The sequence below is a fragment of the Candidatus Planktophila sp. genome (assembly GCA_030681675.1).
Taxonomy (GTDB): domain Bacteria; phylum Actinomycetota; class Actinomycetes; order Nanopelagicales; family Nanopelagicaceae; genus Planktophila.
The window spans coordinates 222,973-249,491 of the sequence record JAUXRP010000040.1; the positions used below are offsets into that span (position 1 = coordinate 222,973).

The 26,519-nt window shown below is 45.7% G+C and carries 27 protein-coding genes; 21 read left to right on the forward strand and 6 right to left on the reverse strand.

The window, feature by feature from the left end:
* Positions 1-28: 28 nt before the first annotated feature.
* The 16 genes from Q8K48_08205 to Q8K48_08280 all read left to right on the forward strand — a co-directional run bounded on the left by Q8K48_08205 (position 29) and on the right by Q8K48_08280 (position 14,082).
* Complete coding sequence (locus tag Q8K48_08205; protein ID MDP1852375.1) at positions 29-1,312, forward strand: adenylosuccinate synthase; 1,284 nt, start codon at positions 29-31, stop codon at positions 1,310-1,312.
* A 2-nt stretch (positions 1,313-1,314) separates the two neighbouring features.
* Positions 1,315-2,559: a phosphoribosylamine--glycine ligase gene (gene purD / locus Q8K48_08210; GenBank protein MDP1852376.1), complete on the forward strand. Its 1,245-nt coding sequence runs from the start codon at positions 1,315-1,317 to the stop codon at positions 2,557-2,559.
* Complete coding sequence (gene purB / locus Q8K48_08215; protein ID MDP1852377.1) at positions 2,560-3,981, forward strand: adenylosuccinate lyase; 1,422 nt, start codon at positions 2,560-2,562, stop codon at positions 3,979-3,981. It abuts the gene before it with no gap.
* The gene (locus tag Q8K48_08220; GenBank protein ID MDP1852378.1) at positions 3,978-4,859 is read left to right on the forward strand and encodes a phosphoribosylaminoimidazolesuccinocarboxamide synthase; all 882 of its coding nucleotides are present in this window, start codon (positions 3,978-3,980) and stop codon (positions 4,857-4,859) included. Before purB ends, Q8K48_08220 begins: the two co-directional genes overlap by 4 nt.
* Positions 4,860-4,877: 18 nt before the next feature.
* Complete coding sequence (purS, locus tag Q8K48_08225) at positions 4,878-5,123, forward strand: phosphoribosylformylglycinamidine synthase subunit PurS (protein ID MDP1852379.1); 246 nt, start codon at positions 4,878-4,880, stop codon at positions 5,121-5,123.
* Complete coding sequence (purQ, locus tag Q8K48_08230; protein MDP1852380.1) at positions 5,123-5,791, forward strand: phosphoribosylformylglycinamidine synthase subunit PurQ; 669 nt, start codon at positions 5,123-5,125, stop codon at positions 5,789-5,791. Before purS ends, purQ begins: the two co-directional genes overlap by 1 nt.
* Complete coding sequence (gene purL, locus Q8K48_08235) at positions 5,791-8,022, forward strand: phosphoribosylformylglycinamidine synthase subunit PurL (GenBank protein ID MDP1852381.1); 2,232 nt, start codon at positions 5,791-5,793, stop codon at positions 8,020-8,022. Before purQ ends, purL begins: the two co-directional genes overlap by 1 nt.
* Before the next feature lie 5 nt (positions 8,023-8,027).
* Positions 8,028-8,324, forward strand: a complete 297-nt coding sequence (locus Q8K48_08240; protein ID MDP1852382.1) for a sterol carrier family protein — start codon at positions 8,028-8,030, stop codon at positions 8,322-8,324.
* Complete coding sequence (gene purF, locus Q8K48_08245; GenBank protein ID MDP1852383.1) at positions 8,321-9,793, forward strand: amidophosphoribosyltransferase; 1,473 nt, start codon at positions 8,321-8,323, stop codon at positions 9,791-9,793. Before Q8K48_08240 ends, purF begins: the two co-directional genes overlap by 4 nt.
* On the forward strand, positions 9,794-10,852 hold the full coding sequence (purM, locus tag Q8K48_08250; GenBank protein ID MDP1852384.1) for a phosphoribosylformylglycinamidine cyclo-ligase: 1,059 nt from the start codon (positions 9,794-9,796) through the stop codon (positions 10,850-10,852).
* Between the two features lie 5 nt (positions 10,853-10,857).
* Positions 10,858-12,228: a hypothetical protein gene (locus Q8K48_08255; GenBank protein MDP1852385.1), complete on the forward strand. Its 1,371-nt coding sequence runs from the start codon at positions 10,858-10,860 to the stop codon at positions 12,226-12,228.
* Between the two features lie 42 nt (positions 12,229-12,270).
* Positions 12,271-12,447 carry a DUF3073 family protein gene (locus tag Q8K48_08260; protein ID MDP1852386.1) on the forward strand — a complete coding sequence of 59 codons (177 nt, stop codon included), beginning with the start codon at positions 12,271-12,273 and terminating at the stop codon, positions 12,445-12,447.
* Positions 12,444-13,259 carry a hypothetical protein gene (locus Q8K48_08265; GenBank protein MDP1852387.1) on the forward strand — a complete coding sequence of 272 codons (816 nt, stop codon included), beginning with the start codon at positions 12,444-12,446 and terminating at the stop codon, positions 13,257-13,259. Before Q8K48_08260 ends, Q8K48_08265 begins: the two co-directional genes overlap by 4 nt.
* Before the next feature lie 97 nt (positions 13,260-13,356).
* The gene (locus Q8K48_08270; protein MDP1852388.1) at positions 13,357-13,560 is read left to right on the forward strand and encodes a BldC family transcriptional regulator; all 204 of its coding nucleotides are present in this window, start codon (positions 13,357-13,359) and stop codon (positions 13,558-13,560) included.
* Between the two features lie 15 nt (positions 13,561-13,575).
* Complete coding sequence (locus tag Q8K48_08275) at positions 13,576-13,770, forward strand: DUF5302 domain-containing protein (GenBank protein ID MDP1852389.1); 195 nt, start codon at positions 13,576-13,578, stop codon at positions 13,768-13,770.
* The gene (locus Q8K48_08280) at positions 13,771-14,082 is read left to right on the forward strand and encodes a DUF167 domain-containing protein (protein ID MDP1852390.1); all 312 of its coding nucleotides are present in this window, start codon (positions 13,771-13,773) and stop codon (positions 14,080-14,082) included.
* Here the strand turns inward: Q8K48_08280 and Q8K48_08285 are convergent.
* Together Q8K48_08285 and Q8K48_08290 are read right to left on the reverse strand one after the other, a co-directional pair.
* Entirely contained in the window at positions 14,041-16,080 is a 2,040-nt protein-coding gene (locus Q8K48_08285) for a M3 family metallopeptidase (protein ID MDP1852391.1), read from the reverse strand. The two genes, Q8K48_08280 and Q8K48_08285, sit on opposite strands and share 42 nt — an antisense overlap.
* A gap of 42 nt (positions 16,081-16,122) precedes the next feature.
* Positions 16,123-18,204, reverse strand: coding sequence for a DEAD/DEAH box helicase (locus Q8K48_08290; protein MDP1852392.1), 2,082 nt, complete (start codon positions 18,202-18,204; stop codon positions 16,123-16,125).
* 201 nt (positions 18,205-18,405) lie between these two features.
* Here Q8K48_08290 and Q8K48_08295 point away from each other — a divergent pair, with 201 nt between their 5' ends.
* Positions 18,406-19,317, forward strand: coding sequence for an EamA family transporter (locus Q8K48_08295; protein MDP1852393.1), 912 nt, complete (start codon positions 18,406-18,408; stop codon positions 19,315-19,317).
* Here the strand turns inward: Q8K48_08295 and Q8K48_08300 are convergent.
* Complete coding sequence (locus Q8K48_08300) at positions 19,304-20,491, reverse strand: HoxN/HupN/NixA family nickel/cobalt transporter (protein MDP1852394.1); 1,188 nt, start codon at positions 20,489-20,491, stop codon at positions 19,304-19,306. The two genes, Q8K48_08295 and Q8K48_08300, sit on opposite strands and share 14 nt — an antisense overlap.
* Positions 20,492-20,665: 174 nt before the next feature.
* Between Q8K48_08300 and Q8K48_08305 the strand changes: the two genes are divergently transcribed.
* Both Q8K48_08305 and Q8K48_08310 read left to right on the forward strand, forming a co-directional pair.
* On the forward strand, positions 20,666-21,604 hold the full coding sequence (locus Q8K48_08305) for a tetratricopeptide repeat protein (protein MDP1852395.1): 939 nt from the start codon (positions 20,666-20,668) through the stop codon (positions 21,602-21,604).
* Complete coding sequence (locus Q8K48_08310) at positions 21,601-22,122, forward strand: low molecular weight protein-tyrosine-phosphatase (GenBank protein MDP1852396.1); 522 nt, start codon at positions 21,601-21,603, stop codon at positions 22,120-22,122. Before Q8K48_08305 ends, Q8K48_08310 begins: the two co-directional genes overlap by 4 nt.
* On the opposite strand, the gene Q8K48_08315 is transcribed toward Q8K48_08310, so the two are convergent.
* Complete coding sequence (locus tag Q8K48_08315) at positions 22,070-23,233, reverse strand: MFS transporter (GenBank protein ID MDP1852397.1); 1,164 nt, start codon at positions 23,231-23,233, stop codon at positions 22,070-22,072. The two genes, Q8K48_08310 and Q8K48_08315, sit on opposite strands and share 53 nt — an antisense overlap.
* A complete protein-coding gene (locus Q8K48_08320) occupies positions 23,230-23,877 on the reverse strand; it encodes an RNA methyltransferase (protein ID MDP1852398.1) in 648 nt (215 codons plus the stop codon). The genes Q8K48_08315 and Q8K48_08320 overlap by 4 nt, the downstream gene beginning before the upstream one ends.
* Before the next feature lie 22 nt (positions 23,878-23,899).
* On the opposite strand from Q8K48_08320, the gene Q8K48_08325 reads away from it, so the two are divergent.
* Together Q8K48_08325 and Q8K48_08330 are read left to right on the forward strand one after the other, a co-directional pair.
* Positions 23,900-24,247 carry a hypothetical protein gene (locus Q8K48_08325; GenBank protein MDP1852399.1) on the forward strand — a complete coding sequence of 116 codons (348 nt, stop codon included), beginning with the start codon at positions 23,900-23,902 and terminating at the stop codon, positions 24,245-24,247.
* On the forward strand, positions 24,241-25,434 hold the full coding sequence (locus Q8K48_08330) for a D-alanyl-D-alanine carboxypeptidase (GenBank protein ID MDP1852400.1): 1,194 nt from the start codon (positions 24,241-24,243) through the stop codon (positions 25,432-25,434). The genes Q8K48_08325 and Q8K48_08330 overlap by 7 nt, the downstream gene beginning before the upstream one ends.
* On the opposite strand, the gene Q8K48_08335 is transcribed toward Q8K48_08330, so the two are convergent.
* The gene (locus Q8K48_08335; GenBank protein MDP1852401.1) at positions 25,435-26,514 is read right to left on the reverse strand and encodes a YncE family protein; all 1,080 of its coding nucleotides are present in this window, start codon (positions 26,512-26,514) and stop codon (positions 25,435-25,437) included.
* Between the last annotated feature and the right edge of the window lie 5 nt (positions 26,515-26,519).

Genomic DNA, 26,519 nt, shown 5'->3' on the forward strand with positions numbered 1-26,519 from the left:
TTTCTAACTAATCGGAAAGGCTTTACAAATGCCTGCACTAGTTTTGCTCGGCGCTCAATGGGGCGATGAAGGCAAAGGTAAAGCCACCGACCTTCTTGCCGACCGCGTTGATTATGTTGTGCGCTATCAAGGCGGAAACAATGCCGGACATACTGTTGTTATTGGGGATCAGAAGTACGCACTTCACTTGCTGCCCTCTGGAATTCTCTCCCCCAATGTAGTTCCAGTAATTGGAAATGGTGTAGTAATCGATCCAGGAGTCCTGCTGGAAGAGATTAGAGGACTGACAGAACGTGGAATTGATTGCAGTAAATTAGTAATTTCAACTAATGCACATTTGATTACGCCATATCATCGTACGATCGATAAAGTTTCAGAACGATTCTTAGGAAAATCAAAGATTGGAACGACGGGACGGGGAATCGGTCCAGCATATGCAGACAAGATTAACCGCATCGGCATTCGTGTTCAAGATTTATTCGATCCTTCAATCCTGCGACAGAAAATCGAGAGCGCTTTAAAAGACAAGAACCAAGTATTAATTAAGGTCTTCAATCGTAAAAATATTGACGTTGATGAGGTGCTTGAAGAGTATTTAGCCTACGCCGAAATTCTTCGTCCATATGTTGCAGATACGGTATTGCTTCTCGATCAAGCTTTAAAAGCTGGTAAGCGCGTGCTTCTTGAAGGATCACAGGGAACCTTGCTCGATGTTGATCACGGAACATATCCCTTTGTGACTTCAAGTAATCCAACTGCCGGCGGTGCTTGCACAGGAAGTGGAATCGGCCCAACCAAAATTGAAAAGGTAATTGGCATTGTAAAGGCCTACACAACTCGTGTTGGAAGTGGCCCATTTCCGACAGAGCTCTTTGATGAAGATGGAGAGGCTCTACGTCGCATTGGCGGTGAAATCGGTGTTACAACCGGACGAGCACGTCGATGTGGTTGGTATGACGCGCCAATCGCGCGTTATGCAGTCCGCGTGAATGGCTTAACTGATTTCTTCTTAACCAAGCTTGATGTATTGACGGGTTGGGAAAAGATTCCGGTATGTGTTGCTTATGAGATCGATGGAGAGCGGGTTGAAGAGCTTCCCGCGTCACAAAGCGATTTCCACCACGCAAAACCGATTTATGAATACCTGCAAGGTTGGAGCGAAGATATCTCTTCATGCAGATCTCTCAGTGACCTGCCTAAGGCGGCTCAAGAGTACGTTGCATTTTTGGAGAAGATATCTGGTGCGCCAATAAGCGCAATCGGTGTCGGACCTGGTCGCGATGAAACAATTGTCGTAAAGGATTTTATCTAACGATGAAAATCCTCCTAGTCGGAAGCGGCGGTCGCGAACACGCACTTGGACTAGGTCTTGACGCAGATCCTGCCTGCACTTCGCTACATGTTGCTCCAGGTAATCCAGGTATATCGCAGTTTGCTCAGTGTCATCCAATTGATATTTCAAACAATGCGCAAATTGTTGCGCTAGCCCAAGAAATCGCGGCTGATTTAGTTGTCATTGGCCCCGAACTTCCTTTGGTTAACGGCTTAGCAGATGATTTACGTCGATTGAAAATCGCAGTATTCGGACCATCTAAAGCCGCGGCACAATTAGAAGGATCAAAGACTTTTGCCAAAGAAGTAATGTCCGATGCTGGTGTTTTAACTGCACAGAGTTTTACCTGTTCTAATCAAGCTGAATACGAAAAAGCATTAGATACTTTCGGTGCACCATATGTTGTTAAAGACGATGGATTAGCCGGTGGAAAGGGAGTTGTAGTCACCCAGAATCGTCAAGAGGCATTGGCCCATGCAATTGCATGTAAACGTGTCGTTATCGAGGAGTTCTTGGAGGGACCAGAGGTTTCACTCTTTGGAATTAGCGATGGTGTTTCAATATTGCCCATGCAACCGGCACAGGATTTCAAACGCTCGGGCGATAACGATGTTGGACAAAATACAGGGGGAATGGGTGCTTATTCACCATTGCCATGGGCGCCTTCAGACATAATTGAGGACACATATAAACAAGTTCTTGCTCCCATGATTGCAGAAATGAATGCCCGGGGGACGCCGTTCGTCGGTTTGCTTTATGCAGGCCTTGCATTAACCGATCGAGGTACTCGAGTTATTGAATTTAACGTTCGCTTTGGAGACCCTGAAACTCAAGTATTAATCCCTCTGCTTAAAACACCGCTGGCGATGCTCTTATATAAAGCTGCAACTGTTGGTCTTGCCGATACCGTTTTAGAGTGGCGTGATGAATCGGCAGTAGCTGTAGTTTTAGCGGCCGAAGGCTATCCAACTGCCCCGCTAAGTGGAGGCAAGATCTCACCCTTCCCGGCAATAGAAAACGTACAAATATTTCATGCCGGGACTTCCTTTAGTGGAGAAGGTTTAGTCTCATCCGGCGGTCGAGTCCTAACCGTGACCGGAGTTGGATCTGATCTTACCGAGGCGAGAGATCGTGCCTATCGAGCAATCAGTCAGATCTCCTTGCCCGGCTCTTTTTATCGAAACGACATAGCCCTTAATGCCGCAGTGGCAGAGAAGGGCAATTAAATGGCCGATAATTCACCCGTGAGCCTCATTGCAGATAGATACGCATCCGCAGCGATGCGAAAGATATTTGCACCCCAGGAGAAAATTATTCTTGAACGTCGGCTTTGGCTTTCAGTTATGCGAAATCAAGCCGCATTAGGTCACCCGATCGCTGAATCCGTCATTGATGATTATAAAAAAGCTATCTTTACCGTAGATCTTGCTTCAATTGATGCTCGTGAAAGAGCAACTCGTCATGACGTTAAAGCCCGCATCGAAGAGTTTAATGCGCTTGCAGGTCACGAAGCGATTCACGCGGGAATGACGAGCCGTGACTTAACCGAAAACATTGAAGCACTTCAAATCCGAAATGGATTAGAAATAGTCCATGGAAAAACGGTGACACTTCTTGCACGTTTAGCAGAGCGAGCAACAGAGTTTGCTGATCAACCTATTGCTGGGCGTTCGCACAATGTTCCGGCACAAGTAACCACACTCGGAAAACGCTTTGCAACTGCGGCTGAAGAGCTTTTATTTGCATATGAGCGTTTAACTGCATTGCAGGATCGCTATCCAATGCGCGGCATAAAAGGTCCAGTTGGTACTGCGCAAGATTCAATTGATTTACTCGGCTCTTTTGAGGCGCATGCAAGCATGGAGGTATCCATTGCAAATGAGTTGGGTTTCAGCAGGGTTTTGGACTCTGTTGGGCAGATATATCCTCGTTCATTTGATTATGATGTAGTTACGACGCTGGTTCAATTAGCATCTGCACCTTCATCCCTTGCGACATCAATTCGTTTAATGGCTGGCGCTGAACTCGTAACCGAGGGTTTCAAAACGGGTCAAGTCGGTAGTAGCGCAATGCCGCACAAAATGAATACACGTTCTTGCGAACGTGTAAATGGGTTAGCCGTTGTTCTTCGTGGTTATGCATCAATGGTGAGTGAACTTGCAGGTGACCAGTGGAATGAAGGCGATGTTTCGTGCAGTGTTGTTCGCCGCGTAGCTCTGCCAGATGCCTTTTATGCCATCGACGGCATACTTGAAACAGTGTTGACGGTACTCGATGAGTTTGGAGCATTTCCAGCGGTAATAGGGGCTGAATTAGAGCGTTATATGCCGTTTTTAGCGACAACAAAGTTTTTAATGGCAGCCGTTAAGGCCGGCATTGGTCGTGAGGTAGCCCACGAACTTATAAAGGAACATGCAGTAAAAGCTGCGCTCGGAATGCGCGATGGCAAATCCAATACACTCCTTGACGATTTAGCTAATGATCCAAGTTTTCCGTTAGATCTCAGCGCACTAAATAAGTTAATAAGTACACCACTTGAATTTACTGGCGATGCGCGCCAACAAGTTGCTCGAGTTGTTAATCGCATTGACGCGATTACTTCCGCGCATCCTGCAGCAGTGCAGTACAAGCCCGGCTCAATTCGGTGAGTGGTTTTGGTTTAGCTGGTCCACCGCCAGCACCTTCGATACCTGGGTGGACTCATCTGCGTACGGGAAAAGTTCGCGACTTGTACACAAATGAGAAAGAAGAGATTCTCTTAGTAGCATCTGATCGAGTATCAGCTTTCGACTGGGTAATGCCTTCAACGATTCCAGGGAAAGGGGCGGTTCTTACCCAGCTCTCATTATTTTGGTTTGAACTACTTGAAGATATAGTTCCTAATCACATTGTATCTTTAGATGTTCCAACAATTGTTGAAGATCGCGCGATAATTGTTCAACCACTTGATATGTTTGAAATTGAGTGCGTTGCTCGTGGCTATCTAACTGGAAGTGGTTGGAGCGAATATCAAAACAACGGTGCTATTTGTGGAAATTCTCTGCCTGAAGGTTTATTAGATGGCTCTAAACTTCCAGCCACAATATTTACTCCTGCAACTAAAGCCGATGTTGGTGACCATGACATTAACATTGACTTTGAAACTACCGTAAAAAGTATTGGGGCTTCTGAGGCTCAAAAATTGAAACAGCTAACGATCGCGCTGTATGACACGGCTGCAGATTTTGCTAGAGAGCGCGGAATTATTCTCGCCGATACCAAATTTGAATTTGGTCGCAACGCTTTAGGAGAGATAGTTCTAGCCGATGAGGCTTTAACCCCTGATTCATCAAGGTTTTGGGAGCTATCGACCTGGATTCCTGGTGCTTCGCAAGCATCTTTTGATAAACAGTTCTTGCGTGACTACCTAATTTCACGTGGCTGGGATAGAAATAGCCCACCCCCGCTACTTCCGCAAGAGATCATCGAAAAAACAGCAGCGCGCTATGAAGAGGCTTTTTACCGGTTAACTGGCAGCAAGTTCTAACACAGGGAGAAAAATACAATGGCAAAAATCGTGGTTGACGTGATGTTAAAGCCCGAGATTCTTGACCCTCAAGGAAATGCTGTTGCATCTGCACTACCTCGACTCGGGTTTACTTTTGCCAACTCGGTGCGACAAGGCAAGAGATTTGAAATTGAAATTGATGGCGAGCCAACTCCTGCTCAAATGGCTGAAGTAGAAAAAGCTGCAGAAGTTTTACTCTCAAATCCAGTAATTGAAACCTATGAAGTGAGAGTCGAGAAGTAATGCGCATTGGAGTCATAACTTTTCCCGGAACTCTAGATGATCGCGATGCAGCGCGAGCGGTGAATGTAAGTGGAGCCGAGGCCGTTGCCTTATGGCATGCCGATGCCGATTTAAGGAAAGTCGATGCCGTGATTTTGCCTGGTGGTTTTTCTTATGGTGATTACCTTCGCTGCGGTGCAATCTCTCGTTTTGCTCCAGTAATGAAGTTAGTTATCGAAGCTGCAGGTAAAGGTATGCCAGTGCTAGGTATCTGTAATGGTTTCCAAGTTTTGTGTGAATCTCATTTATTGCCAGGTGCGTTGACTCGAAACTCGGATCTTCATTTCTTGTGCCGAGATCAAGAGATCGAAATTACAAATAACGCAACGGCCTGGACAACATCATTTGCCAAAGGCGAGCGAATTACTATTCCCCTTAAAAATGGTGAAGGCTCATTTCAATGTGATGATCAAACTCTCGCCACACTAGAGAGTGAGGATCGAGTAATTGCGCGTTATGTTGGTGTAAACCCAAATGGTTCTCGAAATTTAATCGCCGGGATTACAAATGAGCGTGGAAATGTAGTTGGCCTAATGCCTCACCCAGAGCACGCAATTGATCCATTAACTGGTCCATCAGCTCAAGGCCTAGGCTTTTTTACTTCCATTTTGAAAGCGATGGTTAAGTAATGTCCTTGGATACGGTTGCAATTGCACAATCCACACCTGAGAATAAACAACCTTTTGCTGAGCTTGGACTAAAACCTGATGAGTACGCTCGTATTAAAGAGATTTTAGGTCGCCGCCCAACATCATCGGAGTTAGCGATGTATTCAGTGATGTGGTCCGAACACTGTTCGTATAAATCTTCAAAAGTACATTTGAAACAGTTTGGCGATAAAGCTCCTAAATCTGAAGCATTATTAGTAGGTATCGGTGAAAATGCTGGAGTGGTTGATGTCGGTCAAGGCTATGCCGTTACTTTCAAAATCGAATCACATAACCACCCATCTTTTGTCGAGCCATATCAAGGGGCCGCGACTGGAATCGGTGGCATTGTTCGAGATATTTTAACCATGGGTGCAAGGCCCATCGCCGTAATGGATCCACTTCGATTCGGTCCGGCAGATGCGCCAGATACTCGCCGAGTATTACCAGGAATTGTTGCTGGTGTTGGTGGATATGGAAACTGTTTAGGTCTACCAAATATTGGTGGAGAAATAGTCTTCGATGAAACATATGCCGGCAATCCTTTAGTAAATGCGCTATGTGTTGGAGTCATGAAACACAGCGATATTAAGTTGGCGAAAGCGGCAGGCGCTGGCAATTTAGTCGTGCTCTTCGGTGCCAAAACAGGCGGAGATGGAATTGGTGGAGTTTCTGTTCTTGCCTCTGAAACATTTGGCACCGGAGGATCAACTAAACGTCCAAGCGTGCAAGTGGGAGATCCTTTTGTAGAAAAGATTTTGATTGAATGCTCACTTGAAATTTTTGCAGAGGATTTAGTTGTTGGAATTCAAGATCTGGGAGGAGCAGGTTTATCGTGTGCAACAAGCGAACTTGCATCAGGTGGTTCAGGTGGCATGAAAGTAGCGCTGGATAAGGTTCCGCTGCGCGATCCATCACTTTCTCCTGAAGAGATTTTAATGTCAGAGTCACAGGAGCGTATGTGCGCAATCGTTGAACCTCATAAACTGCAACGTTTTCTCGAAATCTGTAAAAAGTGGGATGTAACCGTTACAGCGATCGGTGAAGTCACTGACGGCGAGCGTTTAGAGATCACATGGAACGGCGAAGTAATCGTGAATGTTCCTCCACGTACAGTCGCTCATGAAGGCCCTGTTTACAATCGCCCGCTCGCCCAGCCTGCCTATATCGATGTAGTGAATGGACAGAAAGTAACCCTTCCGATCCTAAATAGCGCTTCAGATATTAAAGCTGCAGTTCTCAAACTTGCTGGCACACCAAATCTCGCTGATAAATCATGGGTCACTTCGCAGTATGACAAATATGTGCAAGGAAACACGATTCAATCGCAACCTGATGATTCGGGAATGGTACGAATTGATGAGAGTACGCATTTAGGTATTGCAATCTCAACCGATGCCAATGCTAACTGGTCATATTTGAATCCGTATCAAGGAGCTAAATTAGCTTTAGCTGAAGCGGCGCGTAACATTGCAACTGCAGGCGCACGACCACTTGCCGTTACCAATTGCTTGAATTTTGGTTCACCTGAAGATTCAGGAGTTATGTGGCAGTTCGCTGAAACTGTTCGAGGTTTAGCCGACGGATGTTTAGAAATGGATCTGCCTGTGACCGGAGGCAATGTATCTTTCTATAATCAAACAGGTGCGGAAGCCATCTTGCCAACCCCAGTTATTGGAGTTCTTGGCGTAATTCAAGATGTTAGAACTCGCACCCCGATGAGTTTTAATGTGGCTGGATTAGATCTTTACTTATTGGGTGATACGTATGAAGATTTTGCCGGGAGTGAATGGGCTTTTTTAAATGGTGAACGCATCGGACAATCTCCAACAGCTGATTTAGCCCGTGAAATGCAGCTTATAGAGCTACTTCTTGAGGGGCACGCCGAGGGGTTGTTTAGAGCCGCTCATGATTTGAGTCAGGGTGGATTATCGGCTGGCTTAACAGAAATGGTTTTGCGCAACTTCGTTGGTGCAACAATCACATTGGGTAATGTTGGGATTGAATTACTAAGTGAATCACCAGGGCGAGTTGTCGTCGCGATAGATTCCAACACCGCTCTAGCGCTGAATGGATTGGCGGAAAAATATTCGATAACTCTTTCAAAATTAGGTACTACCGGTGGTGATTCGCTAATTATCAATGAGTGCATCATCCCTCTTAGTGAACTTCGCACTGCACATACCTCTACTTTTCCAACCTTGTTTGGGTGATGCAGATGCGAGATCCTAAAATATTAGACGAGGTAAAGAGCACTTTGGCGCTTCTTGCGGCTAAAGCACCTGGTCGTGCGATTGAAGTTCGAATCCCACCCTATGCAGCGATTCAATGTGGAGAAGGTCCAACACATACACGCGGTACACCAGCAAATGTCATCGAAATGGCAGCAGCGACGTGGATTGCCTTAGCTTCCGGTGAAATCTCGTGGAGCGAGGCTTTAAACAGCGGCGCAGTAACTGCTTCCGGCCTTCGTGCCGATTTAACACCGTACTTACCACTTAAGATGACGACATGAGCCGGCGCCCTGATGGGTTACTAAATCACGATATTTTAGATTCAGATAAAGGTCCACAAGATGCCTGTGGTGTATTTGGAGTGTGGGCACCCGGAGAAGAAGTTGCGAACTTAGCTTTTTACGGTTTATATGCGTTGCAACATCGAGGACAAGAGTCTGCAGGAATTGCAACAAGTGATGGAGAACGAATTCTTGTCTATAAAGATATGGGCTTAGTCTCACAGGTTTTTACCGAAAGCGATCTTGCGACATTACCGGGTGATTTAGCAATTGGACACTGTCGTTACAGTACGACCGGATCCAGTACATGGGTCAATGCTCAACCAACGCTACGCCCAACTAAGTACGGAACACTGGCTTTGGCACACAATGGTAATTTGACTAATACGGGAGAGCTCGCTGAGTTAGTCCAAAAACTAGAGCCAAGTACAGGCCGCGACCGCGGAGCAACTACAGATACAGAAATAATGACAGCGCTTATTTCACTTCAAAATGAAAAGAATGTTGAGGCAAGTGCGATTTCTGTTCTACCTCAATTAGAAGGCGCATTCTCAATAGTCTTTATGGATGAGCACACTTTATATGCAGCGCGAGATCGACATGGTGTGCGCCCGTTAGTTCTTGGCAAACTAGAAACCGGTTGGGTAGTTGCATCAGAGAGCGCTGCACTTGACATTGTCGGTGCCGCCTTTGTCCGTGAAATTGAACCTGGAGAATTTATTGCAATCGATATAAATGGTGTCCGCTCGCAACGTTGGGCGGTAGCAGAACCTAAAGGTTGCCTCTTCGAATACGTCTACTTAGCGCGACCAGATACATTGATCGCAGGACAAGGAATTCACGCAACTCGTGTTGCGATTGGAGTGCGTCTGGCTCAAGAGGCACCAGTAGAGGCGGATTTGGTAATTCCAGTTCCTGAATCTGGCACTCCGGCGGCAATTGGATATGCAAAAGGTTCAGGTATTCCATTTGGAATTGGTCTGGTTAAGAATTCATATGTAGGTCGCACATTTATTCAACCATCTCAAACTATTCGCCAACTTGGCATTCGTTTGAAACTCAACCCTTTACGCGAAATCATTGAAGGCAAACGTATTGTTGTTGTTGACGATTCAATCGTGCGTGGAAATACTCAACGCGCGATTGTTCGAATGCTTCGTGAAGCTGGTGCCCGCGAAATTCATGTGCGTATCTCATCGCCGCCAGTTAAATGGCCATGCTTTTATGGAATCGATTTTGCTACGCGGGCTGAACTCATTGCTAGCGGCTTAGAGATCGAAGAGATTCGACGTTCGATTGGTGCCGATTCTCTTGGATATGTCTCTCTCGAAGGACTCATTGAGTCGACACAAATTGATGAAAACAAGCTATGTTCTGCCTGCTTTACTGGCACATATCCGATTCGCATCCCTGCAGATATGTCTGAAGGAAAGATGCGCCTTGAAATTACCGAGGTACATGGTCACTAGATGAGTACATATAAAGATTCCGGTGTAGATATTGACGCGGGTGCTCGCGCAGTTGAGCTTATGAAGGCATCGATCGCAAAAGCTTCGCGGCCAGAGGCGATGGGTGGAATTGGCGGATTCGCCGGCCTCTTTGATGCAAGTGCGCTCAAGAGCATGAAGAAGCCTTTGCTGGCGACATCAACCGACGGAGTGGGAACTAAAACTGAGATTGCTCGCGCATTGGGTAAGTACGACACAATCGGAGAAGATTTAGTTGCCATGGTTGTCGATGATTTAGTTGTGTGTGGTGCAGAGCCTCTATTTATGACCGACTACATTGCTGTCGGCAAAGTTATACCCGAGCGCATTGCAGAAATTGTTGCAGGTATTGCGCGCGGTTGTGGGAAAGCAAATACCGCTCTCATAGGGGGAGAAACTGCTGAACATCCAGGCTTACTGGGCGAGGATGAGTTTGATATCGCAGGAGCTGCTACCGGAGTAGTTGATGCAGACAATCAACTTGGTGCACATCTAGTGCAAGCCGGGGATGTACTGATTGCAATGCCATCAAGTGGTTTTCACGCAAATGGTTTTTCACTTGTCCGCCAAATTATTAAAACTCAAAAACTGTCATTGGAAGCACATGTAAGTGAGTACGGCAAAACTTCAGGAGAAGTATTTTTAACTCCTACTGAAATCTATACTCTCGATTGCTTAGCTCTTATTAAATCCATGTCTGGTTCATTGCGTGGATTCACACACATCACCGGAGGTGGAATCGCAGAAAACACCGCACGCGTTATTCCTTCCCACCTCACCGCAATTTATGATCGCTCAACATGGTCCTTGCCGGTTGAAATGGAGTTCATGGCAAAAATTGGTGGAGTGCCGCAATCCGACATGGAGCGCACATGGAATGCAGGCATCGGCATGGTGGCTATCGTTTCGGCCGATGCGGCCGATTTAGCCCTAGCCTCGTTGGCTGCGCGAGGGATGAAAGCCTGGGTCGCAGGCCTTGTGGAGCCTTCTGGTAATAATGAAAATCGACGCTCATACTTGGTCTCTGACTTTAGGAGATAGGTCGTATGGCTAGTAAATCGAAGTTAGTTCGGCAGCAGGCAATAAAGAAGAGCAATAAAGATAATTTTTACCTAGTTGCCATTCCACTTTTAGCTTTTGCAATCAAATTGATCACGATGACAAACATCAGTGGTGGAGGATGGCTGGGATCTGATGGCGAAAGTTGGCTTGCTGGCGCTGATGGGCTTCTTAAGCAGGGTTATTACTCTGATGCAAGTGTACTTTCGTACATGCCCGCGGGTTATCCAATTTTAATTTGGTTGATTGCGAAAATTTCAGTAGTTCATGGAGTATGGCTACTCTCATTCGTGCAGAGCGCGTTTTATGCCTATGCAAGTTACTTCTTTGTGAAACAACTTCGCGATACAAAACTTCGTCCCTATATCTTTCTCATTGGAATTGCGATCGCTTTTAATCCGACGCTTTCTCTGAGCACGCTTGTGGTTGGATACGAAAGTTTGCTTTCTACAAGTATGTTGCTGATTGTTGGTTTTATTATTAAATCAAAAAATTTAGCGGGAGACGTTAAAATTGGAAAGTTCATTTTTGGAGTGGGAGCAATTTCAGCGCTTGCCACTTTTATACAACCTCGATGGATTTTAACAACAATAATAATTGCTATTACATGGGCACTCATGTTTAAGAATCATAAGGTTCAAGCTGCAATTCTTGTTGGCGTAATCGGAATTATGTCTATTGCGCCAGCCCTAATAGTTCAACGAAATATTCAATCTGTGAATAAGGCAGTGGTTGCATCCATTCTTGGCGGAAATATGGCCGTTGGCGCAGGCGATGAAACCTCTGGCGGATATCCTCATACAGGTGCGGTTGTGCCGTGTGAACCAACTCCTCCTGCGACTGCCGTATCTGATAGCGATATGTTTAAATGTGTAATTAAGTGGTATGCGGGACATCCAGTCAAGGGAGTTCGCTTATTCTTGAATAAAGGTTTTTTCTTCTGGTCCCCATGGTCTGGTCCTCTAGGAGAGGGAACGATGGCGCGTAACCCTTGGCTGAAAATAAATCCCTTAACCAGTATTGCCAAGGGAAGCCAAGAGGGAAGTGATTTAATTAATAAATTGCCAGGAAAAATAATCTCCTTCGCCTGGGTATTGGGCTGCATTTCAATGATGTTTATCGGCTTCTTCTGGCTCCGCTCCATGAAGGGGCTTTATGCCAATATTGCCTACCTGACACTCATTCCGGTCGCCATCTCGTGGTTAGTTACTTTAGGAACGGTGGGGGATCACAGATATCGCATCCCCACAATGCCGTTGAGCCTGTTTCTTCAAGTAATGGGCTATTTTGCCCTACGCCACAAGGCAAAAACTCGCTCATTTGCTATCACTTTGGAGCCTAGCGCCAAGGCACGGTAACCTACCTCTCTGGCAAACATATACAAGTAAGGAGGTCGCACTATGGGTCGCGGCCGATCAAAAGCTAAGCAGACAAAAGTTGCACGAGACTTAAAGTACAACGCCCAAGATATGGATCTCGATCGTCTTACGAAAGAGCTTCATGGCGAAATCGATACGTCGAATAAAAAAGAGGATGACGATCCCTTTGCTGAGGGCAATTACATCCCACGTGCGTGAGACCAACTCCGTACGTAGCCTCTCTTCGTATCTACGAGCCACTTTCGGCCTTCGAACCTGCTGATCGTTTACGTTGGCAGAATATTGATGTTAATTCCGCGAGCTATATTTCTGAAGAAGAGTTAGCACTTCGTCGTTTAGTTTTTCCGGAACCACCAGTGGGTCGACCAGATGGAGTTCACATTCTCGAGATTGATGGTGAACGCTTTGTTTCACCATGGGCAACTGCAACTCGTTGTTGGGCAGCACTTGATAACTTTAAGGAATCTCTACCAAGTACTGTTATTCCGTTTTTTATCACTCCGGCGATGGAAGATGTCATCACAGCTGGAGTTGACTTACTCGAAGACAAAGTCCCACATATTCTCAATGAGACCTGGGTTATTCCACCCCGCTGGTTCTTACTGTTTCAACCTAGCGAGCGGCATCGAGGTGAAAATGGCGACGGAGTATTTACAACTGCACGAACAACTATTGCACGTGCTAAGTCTCGAGCGCAGTCAGCTCACGAAACGGTTGTTAGTGCATTCGGTGAGGGACCAGTCGAACAAGATTTGGAAAATCTATTGGCATGGCTTGAAATGTTTCACCCAAACTCCTATGTTGAATTAGATTACGGCGGTTTAGCCACCTATTTAGAAAAATCACTTCGTGATAATGGTGAAGATGGATTGTCTGCAGATACATCTATTGAGGATGTTTTGCACTCACTATCGGGTTTAGCCGCCTCTGATCGCATGATGGCAGGCCAAGGGTATGAGCGCTTAATGTCACGATGGCGCTATGTTCAGGCTCTGGAATCGGCAAATTAATCGGTTTTTAACTCTTGCTTTAGGCGTGGTAAATCGCAATACTTCACGGCAATAAGGAACAAAGCGGACATGGTGCGATGGGCACAGAGGGGATCCAATGGAGTTAGACCGTGCGCCAGCCCCAGAGGTTTTATTAACCCCCAAAGAGGTAGCTCTGCGCTTTCACGTGAATCCAAAGACCGTCACACGCTGGGCAAAGGCCGGCAAACTTACAGCGATTCGCACTCTTGGTGGACATCGGCGCTATCGTGAATCAGAAGTATTAGAGCGACTTCGCGAGTATAAAGAGAGCTCGAACTAAAGATAGGATAGGTTCATGGCCGATGAAAAGAAACCCGCAGATGATGCCCGTGCGAAGTTTTTAGAGGCGTTGGAAAAAAAGAAGCACAAAAACTCATCACTTCCCGGTGGCGGAAATGCATCTGGCCCAAAGGTCGGTGGAACACAGGCAGGCGGCGCACCAGCACCACGTTTTCAACGCAAGTCAGGTCCTTCGGGCTCTGCAGGTTAAGTGTCCGGGCAGCTCCTTATTGATATTCGGGTCCGCCCTAATGCTTCGCGAAACAAAGTTGGTGGAACCGCAGGTGATCCTCCACGCTTAGTTGTTGCTGTTCAAGCCCCAGCGGTCGAGGGCAAAGCTAATGAAGCGGTAATAAAAGAACTTGCGAAGGCTTTTGATATTCGCGCTCGCGACCTCACAATCGTTTTCGGCGAACTTGCACGCGACAAAAGATTATTAGTGAGTGGGGATATCGACCGACTCTCGCAAAGATATTCGGAGTTACAACAGCCCGCGACGTTTCAACAGCGGCTCGATCTTTGAATCGCGACCTCTGAAGTTTCTAAACATCTGCATCGAATCAATTGAACCGCCACGCCCAAGAAGTGAATTTTTGAAATGCTCTCCATTTTCACGTGTCAATCCACCGTTATCCTTAAACCAATCAACAGTGTCGGCATCTAGAACTTCGGACCAGATATATCCGTAATAGCCGGCAGAATAACCACCAGCAAAGATATGGCTGAAATACGTTGAACGGTATCGCGTCGGAACTGGTTCAAAATCTAAGTCGTAATCTTTAATTGCTTGCGCTTCGAAGGCTTCGACATCAGTAACTCTTTTAGCTTGTTCACTTGAAAGGGAGTGCCAGGCTAAATCTAAAATCGCCGCTGCTAAATAACTTGTAGTCGCATATCCTTCATTGAATGTAGAGGCGGCCTTTAGGTTATCAATCCAATCTTGGGGCAGCCTCTCGCCAGTTTCAAAGTGGCGGGCATAATTTTCTACCACCTCCGGCCACAATATCCACATCTCATTTACTTGTGATGGGAACTCGACAAAGTCACGCTGGACATTTGTTCCTGAGACTCGTGGATATTTAACTTGGGAGAGAAGCCCATGAATTGCATGTCCAAACTCGTGGAACAACGTTGTGGTCTCATCGTAAGTAAGTAAAGTTGGTTTGCCAGCACCAGGTTTAGGGATGTTCAAGTTATTTACAACCACAGGGAGTTGACCAAATAAGAAGTTTTGATCGACAAGGTTATTCATCCACGCTCCGCCACGTTTTGAATCACGTGTGTAGAAATCACCGATAAATAAACCAACTCTTGATCCGTCTTCATTATTTACTTCAAAAGCGCGAGCCTCAGGGTGATACGTCACCAAATCTGGTCGCTCCTTAAATGAAATTCCGAACAGCTTATTGGCGGCGAAGAAGACCCCATCATGGAGAACTCGCTCTAACTCAAAGTAGGGACGCATTTTGGTTGTATCGATGTTGTACTTTTCAAGTCGAACTTTTTCGGTGTAATAACCCCAATCCCAGCTGTGAACTTCTGTGCCCGCTGAAGATTGAAGATCTTCAGCCTCGGCCTTAGCGTTACGAAGGGCTGCGGGAGCTATTTTTCGGAGCATCGCATGGACGTTGTCAGGATGCTCGGCAGTCTGGACGGCGATCACATGTTCTGCATGTGTCTTCTTTCCAAATAATTCGGCTCGCTCTGCACTCAATTTAACCATTTCAAGGAGCACGGGCTTATTGTCATGTGCATTTGGACGGTTAGCTTTAAGTTTTGACGCCTCCATAATTTTCTTACGGAGTTCGCGATTAGTAAGCGAATCCAACACGGGGTTACCAGTAAAATTCACCATTCCAATCAACCATTTATCAACTAGCCCTCGATCACGCGCAGCCGCTGCTGCTGCCTCAATTTCATTAGTGCTAAGGCCATCCAAATCTTGCAAAGAATCTACTATTACAGCTAGGTCATTTGTATCTGCCAAAACGTTTTTTGAAAACTGAGTTTCTAATTTTGAAAGCTGCTCATTGAGCTGCATTAGGCGTTCTCGCTGAGTAGTGGTCAAGTGAGCGCCTGCATAGAGTAAATCTTTGTAGTAGCGCTCAAGTAACCATGAATCTTCGCTATTTAATCCAAGTGATTCACGGTTCTCAAAAAGATCTTTGATTCGTTGAAAAAGGGCAGGATTTAAATTAATAGCATCTTGATGTGCGGCAAGCTTGGGTGCCATTTCCTCTTCAATTGCATCTATGGCATCGTCAGTATCGCTAGAAGATTTGTTGTAGAAAACCAAAAGCATACGTGTCAACATCTGCCCACTTTTTTCAAGCGCAACGATTGTGTTTTCGAATGTTGGAACACCCGGGGTATCGAGAATCGCCTGCACTTCTGCTAACTGTCGAGTACAGCCTTCATAAAAGGCAGGCAAATAATGCCCAACTTGAATTTCAGCAAATGGGGGTAGTTCAAAATCAAGTGTGCTGCGATTGGCAAATGGATTAGCTTCAATGTTGGTCATAGAGCTAATTCTAAGCAGCTACGGCGCTAGCCGTGGTCGTGATTAGTGAGGGCGGCGACGACGCTGACTTGAGTTGGGGCGTGGACGCTTATTGCCTCCATTACGTACCGACTTTTCAACGATAGGCACGATGTACGGGACACCGGATGGCTCCTGTGCGCCAGTAATCTTCATTAATTCAGTACTAAGTGGAGTTACCCCAACGAACCTCGGTGTAACACCAGCGCGAGAAGTGATCCCACCGATTGATTTCTGCTGCCTAGTTGTAGCAATAGTTACAACAGTTCCGGCTTCCCCAGCACGTGCAGTACGACCTGCGCGGTGTAAGTAATCCTTGTGATCTGTTGGAGCATCGACGTGAACAACTAATGAAATTCCATCAACATGGATACCACGAGCTGCAACATCGGTTGCAACAAGTGCGGCATTGGAAGATTCCTTGAAGAGTGCAAGTGTGCGAGTACGTACTGCTTGTGACTTACCACCGTGCAATGCACCAACTGCAACACCTGCGTGAGCAAGTTTATCAGCTAAGCGATCTGCGCCACGTTGTGTCTTAACAAACATAATTGTCTTACCATTACGGGCAGCGATTTGATTAGTGATGTCATCCTTATCACCTGGGTTCATCACAAGAACAAAGTGATCCATTGTTGATACAGAAGCACGATCATTTTGAAGTGAGTGAGTCTTTGGGTTCTTCAAGTATTGACGAACTAAGGAATCAACTCCGCGATCAAGGGTTGCCGAGAACAATAGGCGCTGTCCATCGAGCTTAGCTTGGTCCAAAATCTCTTTAACAACCGGTAAGAATCCCATATCGGCCATTTGATCGGCTTCATCAAGAACAGTTATCTCTAACTGGTCTAGTTGAATTTCACCCTTGTTGAGCAAGTCAATCAAACGGCCAGGAGTTGCAACCAAAATTGCCGTTCCACGACGCATTGCGGTGATCTGCTTTGCATAGGACATTCCTCCAGCGACAACAACTGATTCATGACCAATTGAGCGCGCTAACGGCATCAAGACTTCATCGATCTGCTGGGCTAGTTCGCGTGTTGGTGTAAGTACAAGCGCAAGTGGCTTATGTGGCTTTGCAACACGGCCATTTAAATTATTGAGAAGGGCTAGACCGAAGGCAAGAGTTTTACCAGAACCAGTCTGCCCACGACCCAAAATGTCGTAGCCCGCTAACGCATCAGGCAAAGTAGCGATTTGAATCGGGAAGGGATGAATAATTCCCTGTTTAGCAAGGGCATTAACTAATGGTGCTGCGATTCCTAAATCACTGAAAGTTGTAGTTATCTCAGTTAATGGAGTTGCATCAATTAAATTAGCGTCAGCTAAATTTGCCGAAATATAGTTATCATCTGCTCCAAAATCGACCGCGGCATTGGTGTGCGTCTTAGATGAATGCTTGAAATCATCACGGGCATATGCCGGTGATTCATTGCGACGATCACGAACTGGACGCTCTGCGCGAAAGTTTGCCGCGCGTGTATCTGGAGCTTCAGAGCGTTTCTTCGGGCGAGTTGGATCAAATTTTTCAACTTTGCGCGGAATAAAGTTAGGGCGGCCATCATCAGTGCGCGAAACCTTTGCAATTGCTGCATCGCGGCGATTTGTTGGACGTGTATCTGATTTTTTGTATTCGGTCTTTTTGAAATCTATTTTCTTATCCAATGGACGCTTAGCACGCTCAGTGCGCTCTGCAACAAACTTCTTTGCGCGGCTTTCGGGCTTTTGTGAAAGTTCAATACGGGCTTTGCGCTCTTCAGGCGCTTCAAGTGGGCGTGGACGAGAAGCTGTTTTTTTTTGGAAGCGCTGTGCGCGCAGTTTTGAACGGTCAGTCAAGCGAACCTCTTTTTTCGAAATTGTTGATGGATCGGAATCTGAATAGCGGCGCGTGGTGGCTGCCTTCTTTGATTTAGTCACAACAGATTTACCCACAGCGGATTTATTGAGGGCAGCTGCGCCTTTGCGCGCATTCTTTTGGGCAGTTGTGTGGCGAGCTTTTGGATCTACCGCGTTAAACTCAGCGGCCTTCTTCGTGCGCTTAGGTTTTCCTACAGATGCTGCCCGACGTGCTTTTCCGGGCGCGGTTGTACGTGGTTGTAGAGACATAGAAATGCATACCAATCGAGACGACAAGCGCGTCTCGGGTTTGACTGGCGCTCAAAGGGGCCGTCAAGATAGTGATAAGACTCGCAAGTAGCGCGGCTTCTGCTGCGCTTAGGGGAAGTTCCTTGATGCGGTTGCATCAACGTGGGCAATTCTACCGTGGATTATTGTTCATCTTTACCATCGATATCGAGTGTGATTCACATGTATCTTCACGTTGTGGATGGTGAGAAGAGGTCTTGGATCGGCCTCTATCTCGCTTTAGGCGTTGTTTGGGGCTGTTCCTTTATCTTCATCAAATTAGGTCTTGAGTTTTTAACACCCATCGGAGTTGCCTTTGGTCGAGTATCAATGGGGGCGCTGACCTTAGTTTTTTGGGCTCGATTTAAAAAAATCCCACTTCCAACAGGCAAAGAGATCTGGTTTCATCTTTGGATTGTTTCGCTGCTTCTCAATGTCATTCCGGGTGTTCTCTTTGCAGTTGCTGAAACTGAAGTTACTTCGATTTTGGCAGGGATTATCAATGCAGTAACTCCGCTAATGACTTTACTTGCAATCATGATTGTTTTTCGTGAAGAAAAGCTCAAGAACTATCAAGTGCTAGGTCTGCTTCTTGGCTTCATTGGTGTACTTACTGTCCTCGGCGCATGGAAGGGTCTCGGCGAAAATCCTATAGGGGCGGTGCTCGCACTTCTACTCGCGGTGACATGCTATGGATTCTCTTTTCCTTACTCACGTAAGTTTGTATTACCTAGAAAATTACAACCTGAAGCCTTAGCGGCGATGCAAGTTTCAGCCGGCGCTCTCACACTTCTACCTTTCTATTTAATAGATGGAATAGCCAAAGATGAATATCGGCCTGGTCCGGTGTTTGCCATGATCGCCCTCGGTGTATTTGGAAGTGGCTTTGCCTATATTTGGAACTTTAAAATTATGGAAGCTGCGGGAAGTGCAATCGCTAGCACCGTAACGTATGTAACACCAGTAGTGGCTGTGATAGTCGGAATAATTTTCCTTGGCGAAAAAGTTGCATGGTACGAACCTGTTGGTGCTGGAATCGTTTTATTAGGTGCAGCCATCGGGCAACAACGTTTAAAGATTTTTAGTCGATCTTAAATCCATCTTTAATCGGTCCAAGGTCTATGCCGGCCGCAGTGTGATTGCTTTGTTCTCCACGAGCTTGTTGAGCCTCATGAGCCTTATTGTGCCATCGCTCTTCGATATTGCCGTACTTCCAAAGCAGTAAAGCCACAGCCCAGACCACTACGAATGCCCCTACGATGAAGTAGCCAGCGCTATTTAAATTAAAAGCAAGTGCATAATCCCAAAGTCCACCCTTTAGATTCAACTGTTGGGCGACAATTTGGAGAATTTGAAGCCCGCCAACAAAAAGTGCAACGGCTACAGAGAGACCAGTAATAATAATGTTGTAGTACACCTTGCGAACAGGTTTTGAAAATGCCCAACCATAAGCAAAATTCATAAACGATCCATCAATAGTGTCAAGCAAACTCATTCCACCGGCAAAGAAAAATGGTAATGAAATCATCGCCCACCATGGCAGGCCTGCAATTGTTGATGATCCCGCTAGAATAAGTAGCCCTACTTCGGTTGCAGTGTCAAAACCCAGTCCAAATAAAATTCCAAGAGGATACATCTTCCATGATGTATCGATTCGCCGGGCGATTGGCCCGAAGAAACGCATTAATAACCCACGAGAGTCAAGATGTTTCTCTAACTCTTCCTCGCTATAAGCTCCTTTGCGCATCTGAATAAAGACGCCAACTATTGAAATTAAAACTATTAAATTTAAGATTCCGATTAGCATCAAGAAAGTACCACTGACTGAAATTCCAATTAACCCCGTATAGTGCTGCAGCGCCGAATTATCATCGTTTAGCTGTGATCCCAGAGTCTTAATTCCAAAGCCAAGTAATATAGTGAGTAGGAAAACTACTGATGAGTGACCCAGTGAGAAAAAGAAACCAACCGCCAATGGACGTTGGCCTTCAGACATTAACTTTCTAGTTGTGTTATCAATGGCACTGATGTGATCGGCATCGAATGCATGGCGCATGCCTAAAATGTAGGCAAGGGCAGCCGTACCCCAACCAAAGAGTGAACCGTCCCCGAGTCTGTAGTTGCCCGTCGTGGCCTTCCACATCAATAGCGCCCCAGCAATGTGTAAGAAGAGAATGACGCCAAACATTGCGCCCATTCGGCGCCATTCATCAGCGCTGAGGAGTTGGCGTAGAGGTGTGCGCTCACTCTTTTTAATGACGGCGTTCATGATCTCTCCTCTGCTGCCCCTCTGCTGCCCCAGGTCGCCCTAAATGGCCGCTAGATGCGAATCATTTGCAAGTAGAAAGCGTAAGGCCGCTTCTACCCCTTGTCTATTCGAACGAAGAATTAAGTATTTGCGTATAGAGTCGCGTAAAGAACCTGCACGGGAGAGGCGGTCTGCGTGAGCGAAGACGATGATATGGAAGATATAGTCACAGAAGAGATGCTCTGGGATCGGATTCCTGAAGTCGATGGCGAAGAGCGGGCTAGCACATATTACGAACTCAGCGCCAGAATCTATGCACGGGGACAGTATGACGAAGCCTTAGCTCTTGCTGAAACTGCACGGGATATCTATTCAACTTTAGGAGCTAGTGCATCAAGTGAAGGGTTAGCTCAAGCATATTCAGCTATTGGATATAACCTCAATCAATTAAAGCGTATGGATGAGGCTGCATCTGCAATGAGCAAGGCCGTTGAAATTTTGAGAGAGAATAAGTCGCCCATTGCATTGGAGCTTGCATGCACGTTAGGCGAATGGTGGTACACGTCTAAACAATATGAAAAAGTTGTATTGACTATGGGTGAGTGTGCTCAAGAACATTTAGTAGATGGAAATGAAATAGGTGCAGCTAACGATCTTCACTTAATTGGCTGTGCCGAGCGCGAGTTGAAGAACTATGAAAAAGCCATTGCTGCTTTCAAAGAGGCGAGAATTTTATTTAAACACAACAAAGAAGTTATTCACGTCGCTCGCTGTGATCAAAAAATGGCTTCTTGTCTTATTGAATTGAACGACGGTGAACTCGCACTTATAACAGCCCGAAAAGCACTTGATGTTTTTGAAACGGCTCATGATCATCGACGTGAAACCTTTGCACTTTTTGAGTATGGCAAAGCGCAAATTCTCTTAGAGAAGTTCGATGATGGTCTCGCAACACTCGAGCAAGTGCTCGCAGTTGTTAGCGATGACGAACCTAAGGATTTTGAATTCATCATTGATGTGGAATCCAGGATTGCAAAAATAGTACGTATGCAAGGACGCATTGACGAAGCCAACGAAATCGAACGGCGATTGAAGTCAGTACAAGAGATGCTAGAGGATGAGCCAGAGGTTTGATTTCGCACTTAAAAAGCCTGCCAGAGGTACGAATCACAATGGTCTGCATGGGAAATATCTGTCGTTCTCCAATGGCCGCAGCAGTTCTTGCTAACCGAACTTCCGAATGGAAAAGCCCTAAAATCATTGTCGAAAGCTCTGGCACTGGGGCTTGGCATATCGGTCAAGGCCCACACCCAACTTCAAAGAAAGTTTGGGAGAGCGCGGGCTATAGTTATAGACATACTGCGCGCCAATTTCAATCTAGTGATTTCCACGCATTCGACTTGATCCTCGTTATGGATTCAAGCAATTTCAGTAATGTAATTAAGCTCGCAGATAGTACTGAATCGGTAAACAAAGTATTTTATCTACGAAGTTTTGATGCTTCTCTCTCAGCAATTGACCCAGCATCAGAGCAGTTTTATAAGCTCGAAGTGCCAGATCCCTATAACCAAACGATTGCAGCGTACGAAGAAACTTTGATTATGATTGAGCGCGCCGTAGATGGTTTATTGCAAGAGTTATCGAACCCATAAGCGCTCCGACGGCGGCAATAATCAGAGGCCATTGAATATCTCCACTGCTCCATAAAGCACCACCCCAAATTCCAGCACCAAGCACGGCGAAATTCATTGAGGCTTGATACACGCCTTGCGCGCGACCGCGATGGTTGTCTTCACTCAACGAGGCTATCCATGCCTTACCTACACCGTCAGTAAAAGCAGGAAACAAACCATAAACAACGAGTGCGATTAAGGCGAGTGAGTGGTTTTGGGTTAATCCCAATGTTGCATATGCTGCGGCGAAAGCAAGCAGTCCAACAGCATAGACAACCCTAGGTGAAAACTTGTCGGCAATATAACCACCAGGAAAAGCTGCGAGAACGGTCACTCCGCTAAATAGCATGTATGAAAGAACTACGCCTTGTGTCGAAAAACCAATGTCATGCAGACGCAATAATAGAAGCAGGTCCGGAATGTTAGTCAATTGAATCAATACTAAAATTGCAATTGAACGTTTTAAGGTTTTGGGTAAGCGTGGGTGTTGCTTTTTCTCTGCTTTAACTCGTGGAACTTTTACAAAACTCTCCTTAAGCAAAAGAGTCAAAAACCCCGAAATAAGCGCTGGAATCAACGCCCATTTTGCTACAGCCCGGACATCGCCATCGAGCATAGCGAGCCCTATAAGCGCAATGGCCGGGCCAATCACCGCGCCGATATTGTCGCCAGTGCGATGGAAACCAAAGGCGCGTCCTAAGTGGGCTTTGCCTACTGAATCTGAAATCAAAGCATCCCGTGGTGCACTTCGGAGACCTTTGCCAATTCGATCCGTAACTCGACCTAAGAAAACCAATGGCCAGTTCGTTGCAACCACAACCAGAGCTTTACCTATTCCAGCCAATGTATATCCCGAGATGACGAAAGGCTTTCTACCTAAACGATCACTAGATGTGCCACTAATTAACTTAGTAAAACCCGCCGCAGCTTCAGCGCAACCCTCGATAAGTCCAAGTGCTAAGGGCGCAGCTCCAATAACACCTGTCAATAAAATCGGTAAGAGTGGGTACAACAACTCACTTGCTGCATCTTGGGCTAGCGAAACGAGCGTTAAGAGGATTAGATTTCGGGTGAGCCAGATTCTTTTCATTTAGGTAGGTGCTGCATTGCCCAGTGATACATAGCGATGGCACCGGCGGCAGAAGCATTCATTGAACGCGTAGATCCATATTGGTTAATTTCATACACAATTTCACAGATCCCAATCCCTTCTTCAGACATTCCCGCCCCTTCTTGCCCAAACAAAAGTACGCACCGTTCTGGCAGTTGTGCCCTCTCTAAACGTTCTGAACCAGGAACATTGTCGATTCCAATAATTGGCAAGTCATTTTCTGCACACCAGATTGCAAACTCTCTCACTGTTGGATGGTGATGGACGCTCAAGTATCTATCTGTCACCATGGCTCCACGCTTGTTCCAATCGCGTTTTCCTACGATATGTACGCCAGAGACGTTAAATGCATTCGCAGTCCGAACAATTGAGCCGATATTCAAATCATGTTGCCAGTTTTCAATGGCAATATGTAATTTATGCCGTTTTGTATTTAAATCGGCAACAATTGCATTAACACTCCAGTATCGGTAATGATCCAAAACATTGCGGCGGTCACCATTCAGTAATAACTCAGCATCGTATTGGGGGCCTTGCGGCCAGGGCTTTTCATGAGGTCCGACACCAACAACTGGAAAAAACTCACCCGGACCAATAGTGCCGGGCGTTGTTGGTGTAGACATGGATGCACTCTAAACTGATTCCATGGCCACTATCAATACAATCCTCTATATCCTGCATGTTCTCAGCGTTGTAGTGATACTTGTATTGCTTTTGCAGCAATGGAATAAGGATCCGCGAAAACTCAACCCGGGGATTTTACATGCAGGACTAACCGCTCTTATTGCCGGTTTAGCGATGGTGGGAATGTTTGCAACTGTTAACCCAGATGAAGATCTGAATCAAACAAAAATTGGAGTTAAACTTCTAATTCTGATTGCAATTCTCGTTATTGGTTTTCGCAAGGTAAAGAAACCCGTACTTGCAAAGAACACATGGTTAGCACTAATTGGATTAACGGTATTAAATATTCTCATTGCATCTCTATGGTAAAGACCTATGCAATGCGACACAAAGTAATTTTTATATTACTTGCTCTGGTTGTCGCACTAAACGTTGTTCCGAGCAATGCAGCTTTATCACCATCGGCAATACCTGCTGTTTTTGACAAACTCTTAGCAGTTCCTGCTCTATCCAATCCAGCGATGATTCTCATTGACGGAACTACCGGAGAGATTGTTTATCAGAGGAAAGCTTATTCACAACGCAAACCTGCCTCCGTTATGAAATTACTTTCAGGGGTTGCAACACTGAAGTATTTAGATCCAGAGTCGATTTTCTCAACTAATGTTTCAGTTGGAGTGGACAGCAGAACTCTAGTGATTCAAGGAAGCTACGACCCTTGGATCAGTACCAGTTACATCGCTGCTCGTAAAATGAATCGCGCATCTCTGCCTAGCCTTGCAAATAGATCCATGGCTATGCTCAAGAAGGCCAATGGAGGTTCTCTTGAGGAAATTACGGTCATATATTCGAAATTGTTTTCACAGGATGTTTCAAATTTTAAGAGTTTTTGGGCCCAGCGAGGTTTCAAACCAGAGATGAGGGCCGTGAGTAGTGCCGAAAGTTTAGCTGAAGCGAGCGAAATTACCGCAAGTGAAGAATCACCAAAGCTTTATGAGATTTTGGAATTCACACTTCTATGGAGTGATAATCTCTTGGCCGAACGTTTAGCTAGGCTCGCCTCTCGCGCTGCCGGGTATACCTTTAACATTGAAGGAGTAGCCCAAACTTTTGCTCAAGTGCTGACAGATTTAGAAATAGATCCCACTAAATTGAGGGTTTTGGATGGCAGTGGTTTATCTAAGCAGAATCGAGTAACAGCGTTAATGGTAGGTCAGTTACTTTTTAAACTCCGCCAGGACGAGAAGTTTAAATATATTTACGATTCTCTTCCAGTCGGTGGTATTTCCGGCACCTTGGAATCTAGATTTTTAACAACAGCACCAGTTGCGGTTGGTTTAGTTCGCGCTAAGACTGGAACTCTCAATGGAACGGTAACTTTGGCGGGTTTTGTAGAATCAGTTGACCGTGAATATGTTTTTGTAACTTTAGCTGATGACATCCAACGAGGCGTTCGAGCAAGCGACAAGGCTCGTGCTGCCATAGATCGAATCCTCGGACGAATTGCGGCTCCAAATATTCCAACTGAAATCTCTGAGGTTGAACCTACGCCTTAACTACTTATTATCAAAGACTTTAATTGAACCACCATAACAGGCAACCCATGTTCGTTGAGTCGGTACATCAAAGGTGACACCTATGGGTTCATTACACACCTTAATAGTTTGAATTAACTTCATATTGCTCGTACGAACTTTGGAAACTGTGTCACTCACAAAATTAACTACAAACAGTGCAGAACCATCACTTGATATAGCCAATGACCGTGCCGCTTTTCCAGTAGTTACAGACTTGCCTGGCTTATTGGTGAGTAAGTTCCAAGAAGCAACTTTGCCCGATAAGTTCATAGTTACGTACATTGTGGAGTTATCAGGTGAAAGGACAATCGCACGCGGATTTCTACCAATAGGAATATAAGAGCGTGAGAAATCTTCGAGGTCTATAACATGTATTCGGTTACCTCCCATTTCTGCAATGTAAGCATGTTTACTATCACTACTTACGGCAATTCCACGAGGATATCGCCCAATATTTATTGTTTTCATCGTTTTTTGAGTATCCACAGATATGACTTTTAGATCATATGAACACCAATTCGAAACAAGAACGTATTTATTATCCGGAGTCACTTCAACTACTTTTGGAACTGAACCCACTGGATAGACGGCATCAATTTCGTAACCGCTTAAGTTGATTCGATACAGAAAACTAGAATCGTAGCGAGAAGCTGGTGAGCACGTGTCGTGGCCCTCTCGTTTAAAACCCCTTCCATACATTGCATAGTTAGTGACATATAAATACTTTCCGTCAGGAGAATAAGCACCCTCTACTGGGGCACCTTTAAAGTAAGTTGAGTATTTTGATGCGCCAAACTTTGAAAGCTGGACTGAATCAGAGACTGTCTTTATGAGTTCAAAAGTATTGGAATCATAAATTGTGACACTATGCCGATACATCATATTGTGGGCGCTCACTAGACCAGTTCCCGAAGATCTAACTGATTTTGGTGAGATATCTCCAGTAATTGACTTGACTAGAACCATCTTGTTTTCACTAGTAAGAACGTCACTCTGTGCCGGTATAGAGATGGCACAGAGTGATGTTATTACTGCAAGAGATAGATAATTACGGCGCATATTCT

What these genes read in the sequence shown, in the direction of transcription:
- Q8K48_08330 (MDP1852400.1), top strand. Translation starts at nt 24,241, where the DNA reads ATGGTAAAGACCTATGCAATGCGACACAAAGTAATTTTTATATTACTT.
- Q8K48_08205 (MDP1852375.1), top strand. Translation starts at nt 29, where the DNA reads ATGCCTGCACTAGTTTTGCTCGGCGCTCAATGGGGCGATGAAGGCAAA.
- purS (MDP1852379.1), top strand. Translation starts at nt 4,878, where the DNA reads ATGGCAAAAATCGTGGTTGACGTGATGTTAAAGCCCGAGATTCTTGAC.
- Q8K48_08285 (MDP1852391.1), bottom strand. Translation starts at nt 16,080, where the DNA reads ATGACCAACATTGAAGCTAATCCATTTGCCAATCGCAGCACACTTGAT.
- purM (MDP1852384.1), top strand. Translation starts at nt 9,794, where the DNA reads ATGAGTACATATAAAGATTCCGGTGTAGATATTGACGCGGGTGCTCGC.
- Q8K48_08335 (MDP1852401.1), bottom strand. Translation starts at nt 26,514, where the DNA reads ATGCGCCGTAATTATCTATCTCTTGCAGTAATAACATCACTCTGTGCC.
- Q8K48_08260 (MDP1852386.1), top strand. Translation starts at nt 12,271, where the DNA reads ATGGGTCGCGGCCGATCAAAAGCTAAGCAGACAAAAGTTGCACGAGAC.
- purD (MDP1852376.1), top strand. Translation starts at nt 1,315, where the DNA reads ATGAAAATCCTCCTAGTCGGAAGCGGCGGTCGCGAACACGCACTTGGA.
- purB (MDP1852377.1), top strand. Translation starts at nt 2,560, where the DNA reads ATGGCCGATAATTCACCCGTGAGCCTCATTGCAGATAGATACGCATCC.
- purF (MDP1852383.1), top strand. Translation starts at nt 8,321, where the DNA reads ATGAGCCGGCGCCCTGATGGGTTACTAAATCACGATATTTTAGATTCA.
- purQ (MDP1852380.1), top strand. Translation starts at nt 5,123, where the DNA reads ATGCGCATTGGAGTCATAACTTTTCCCGGAACTCTAGATGATCGCGAT.
- Q8K48_08255 (MDP1852385.1), top strand. Translation starts at nt 10,858, where the DNA reads ATGGCTAGTAAATCGAAGTTAGTTCGGCAGCAGGCAATAAAGAAGAGC.
- Q8K48_08290 (MDP1852392.1), bottom strand. Translation starts at nt 18,204, where the DNA reads ATGTCTCTACAACCACGTACAACCGCGCCCGGAAAAGCACGTCGGGCA.
- Q8K48_08295 (MDP1852393.1), top strand. Translation starts at nt 18,406, where the DNA reads ATGTATCTTCACGTTGTGGATGGTGAGAAGAGGTCTTGGATCGGCCTC.
- Q8K48_08300 (MDP1852394.1), bottom strand. Translation starts at nt 20,491, where the DNA reads ATGAACGCCGTCATTAAAAAGAGTGAGCGCACACCTCTACGCCAACTC.
- Q8K48_08320 (MDP1852398.1), bottom strand. Translation starts at nt 23,877, where the DNA reads ATGTCTACACCAACAACGCCCGGCACTATTGGTCCGGGTGAGTTTTTT.
- purL (MDP1852381.1), top strand. Translation starts at nt 5,791, where the DNA reads ATGTCCTTGGATACGGTTGCAATTGCACAATCCACACCTGAGAATAAA.
- Q8K48_08240 (MDP1852382.1), top strand. Translation starts at nt 8,028, where the DNA reads ATGCGAGATCCTAAAATATTAGACGAGGTAAAGAGCACTTTGGCGCTT.
- Q8K48_08325 (MDP1852399.1), top strand. Translation starts at nt 23,900, where the DNA reads ATGGCCACTATCAATACAATCCTCTATATCCTGCATGTTCTCAGCGTT.
- Q8K48_08315 (MDP1852397.1), bottom strand. Translation starts at nt 23,233, where the DNA reads ATGAAAAGAATCTGGCTCACCCGAAATCTAATCCTCTTAACGCTCGTT.
- Q8K48_08275 (MDP1852389.1), top strand. Translation starts at nt 13,576, where the DNA reads ATGGCCGATGAAAAGAAACCCGCAGATGATGCCCGTGCGAAGTTTTTA.
- Q8K48_08270 (MDP1852388.1), top strand. Translation starts at nt 13,357, where the DNA reads ATGGAGTTAGACCGTGCGCCAGCCCCAGAGGTTTTATTAACCCCCAAA.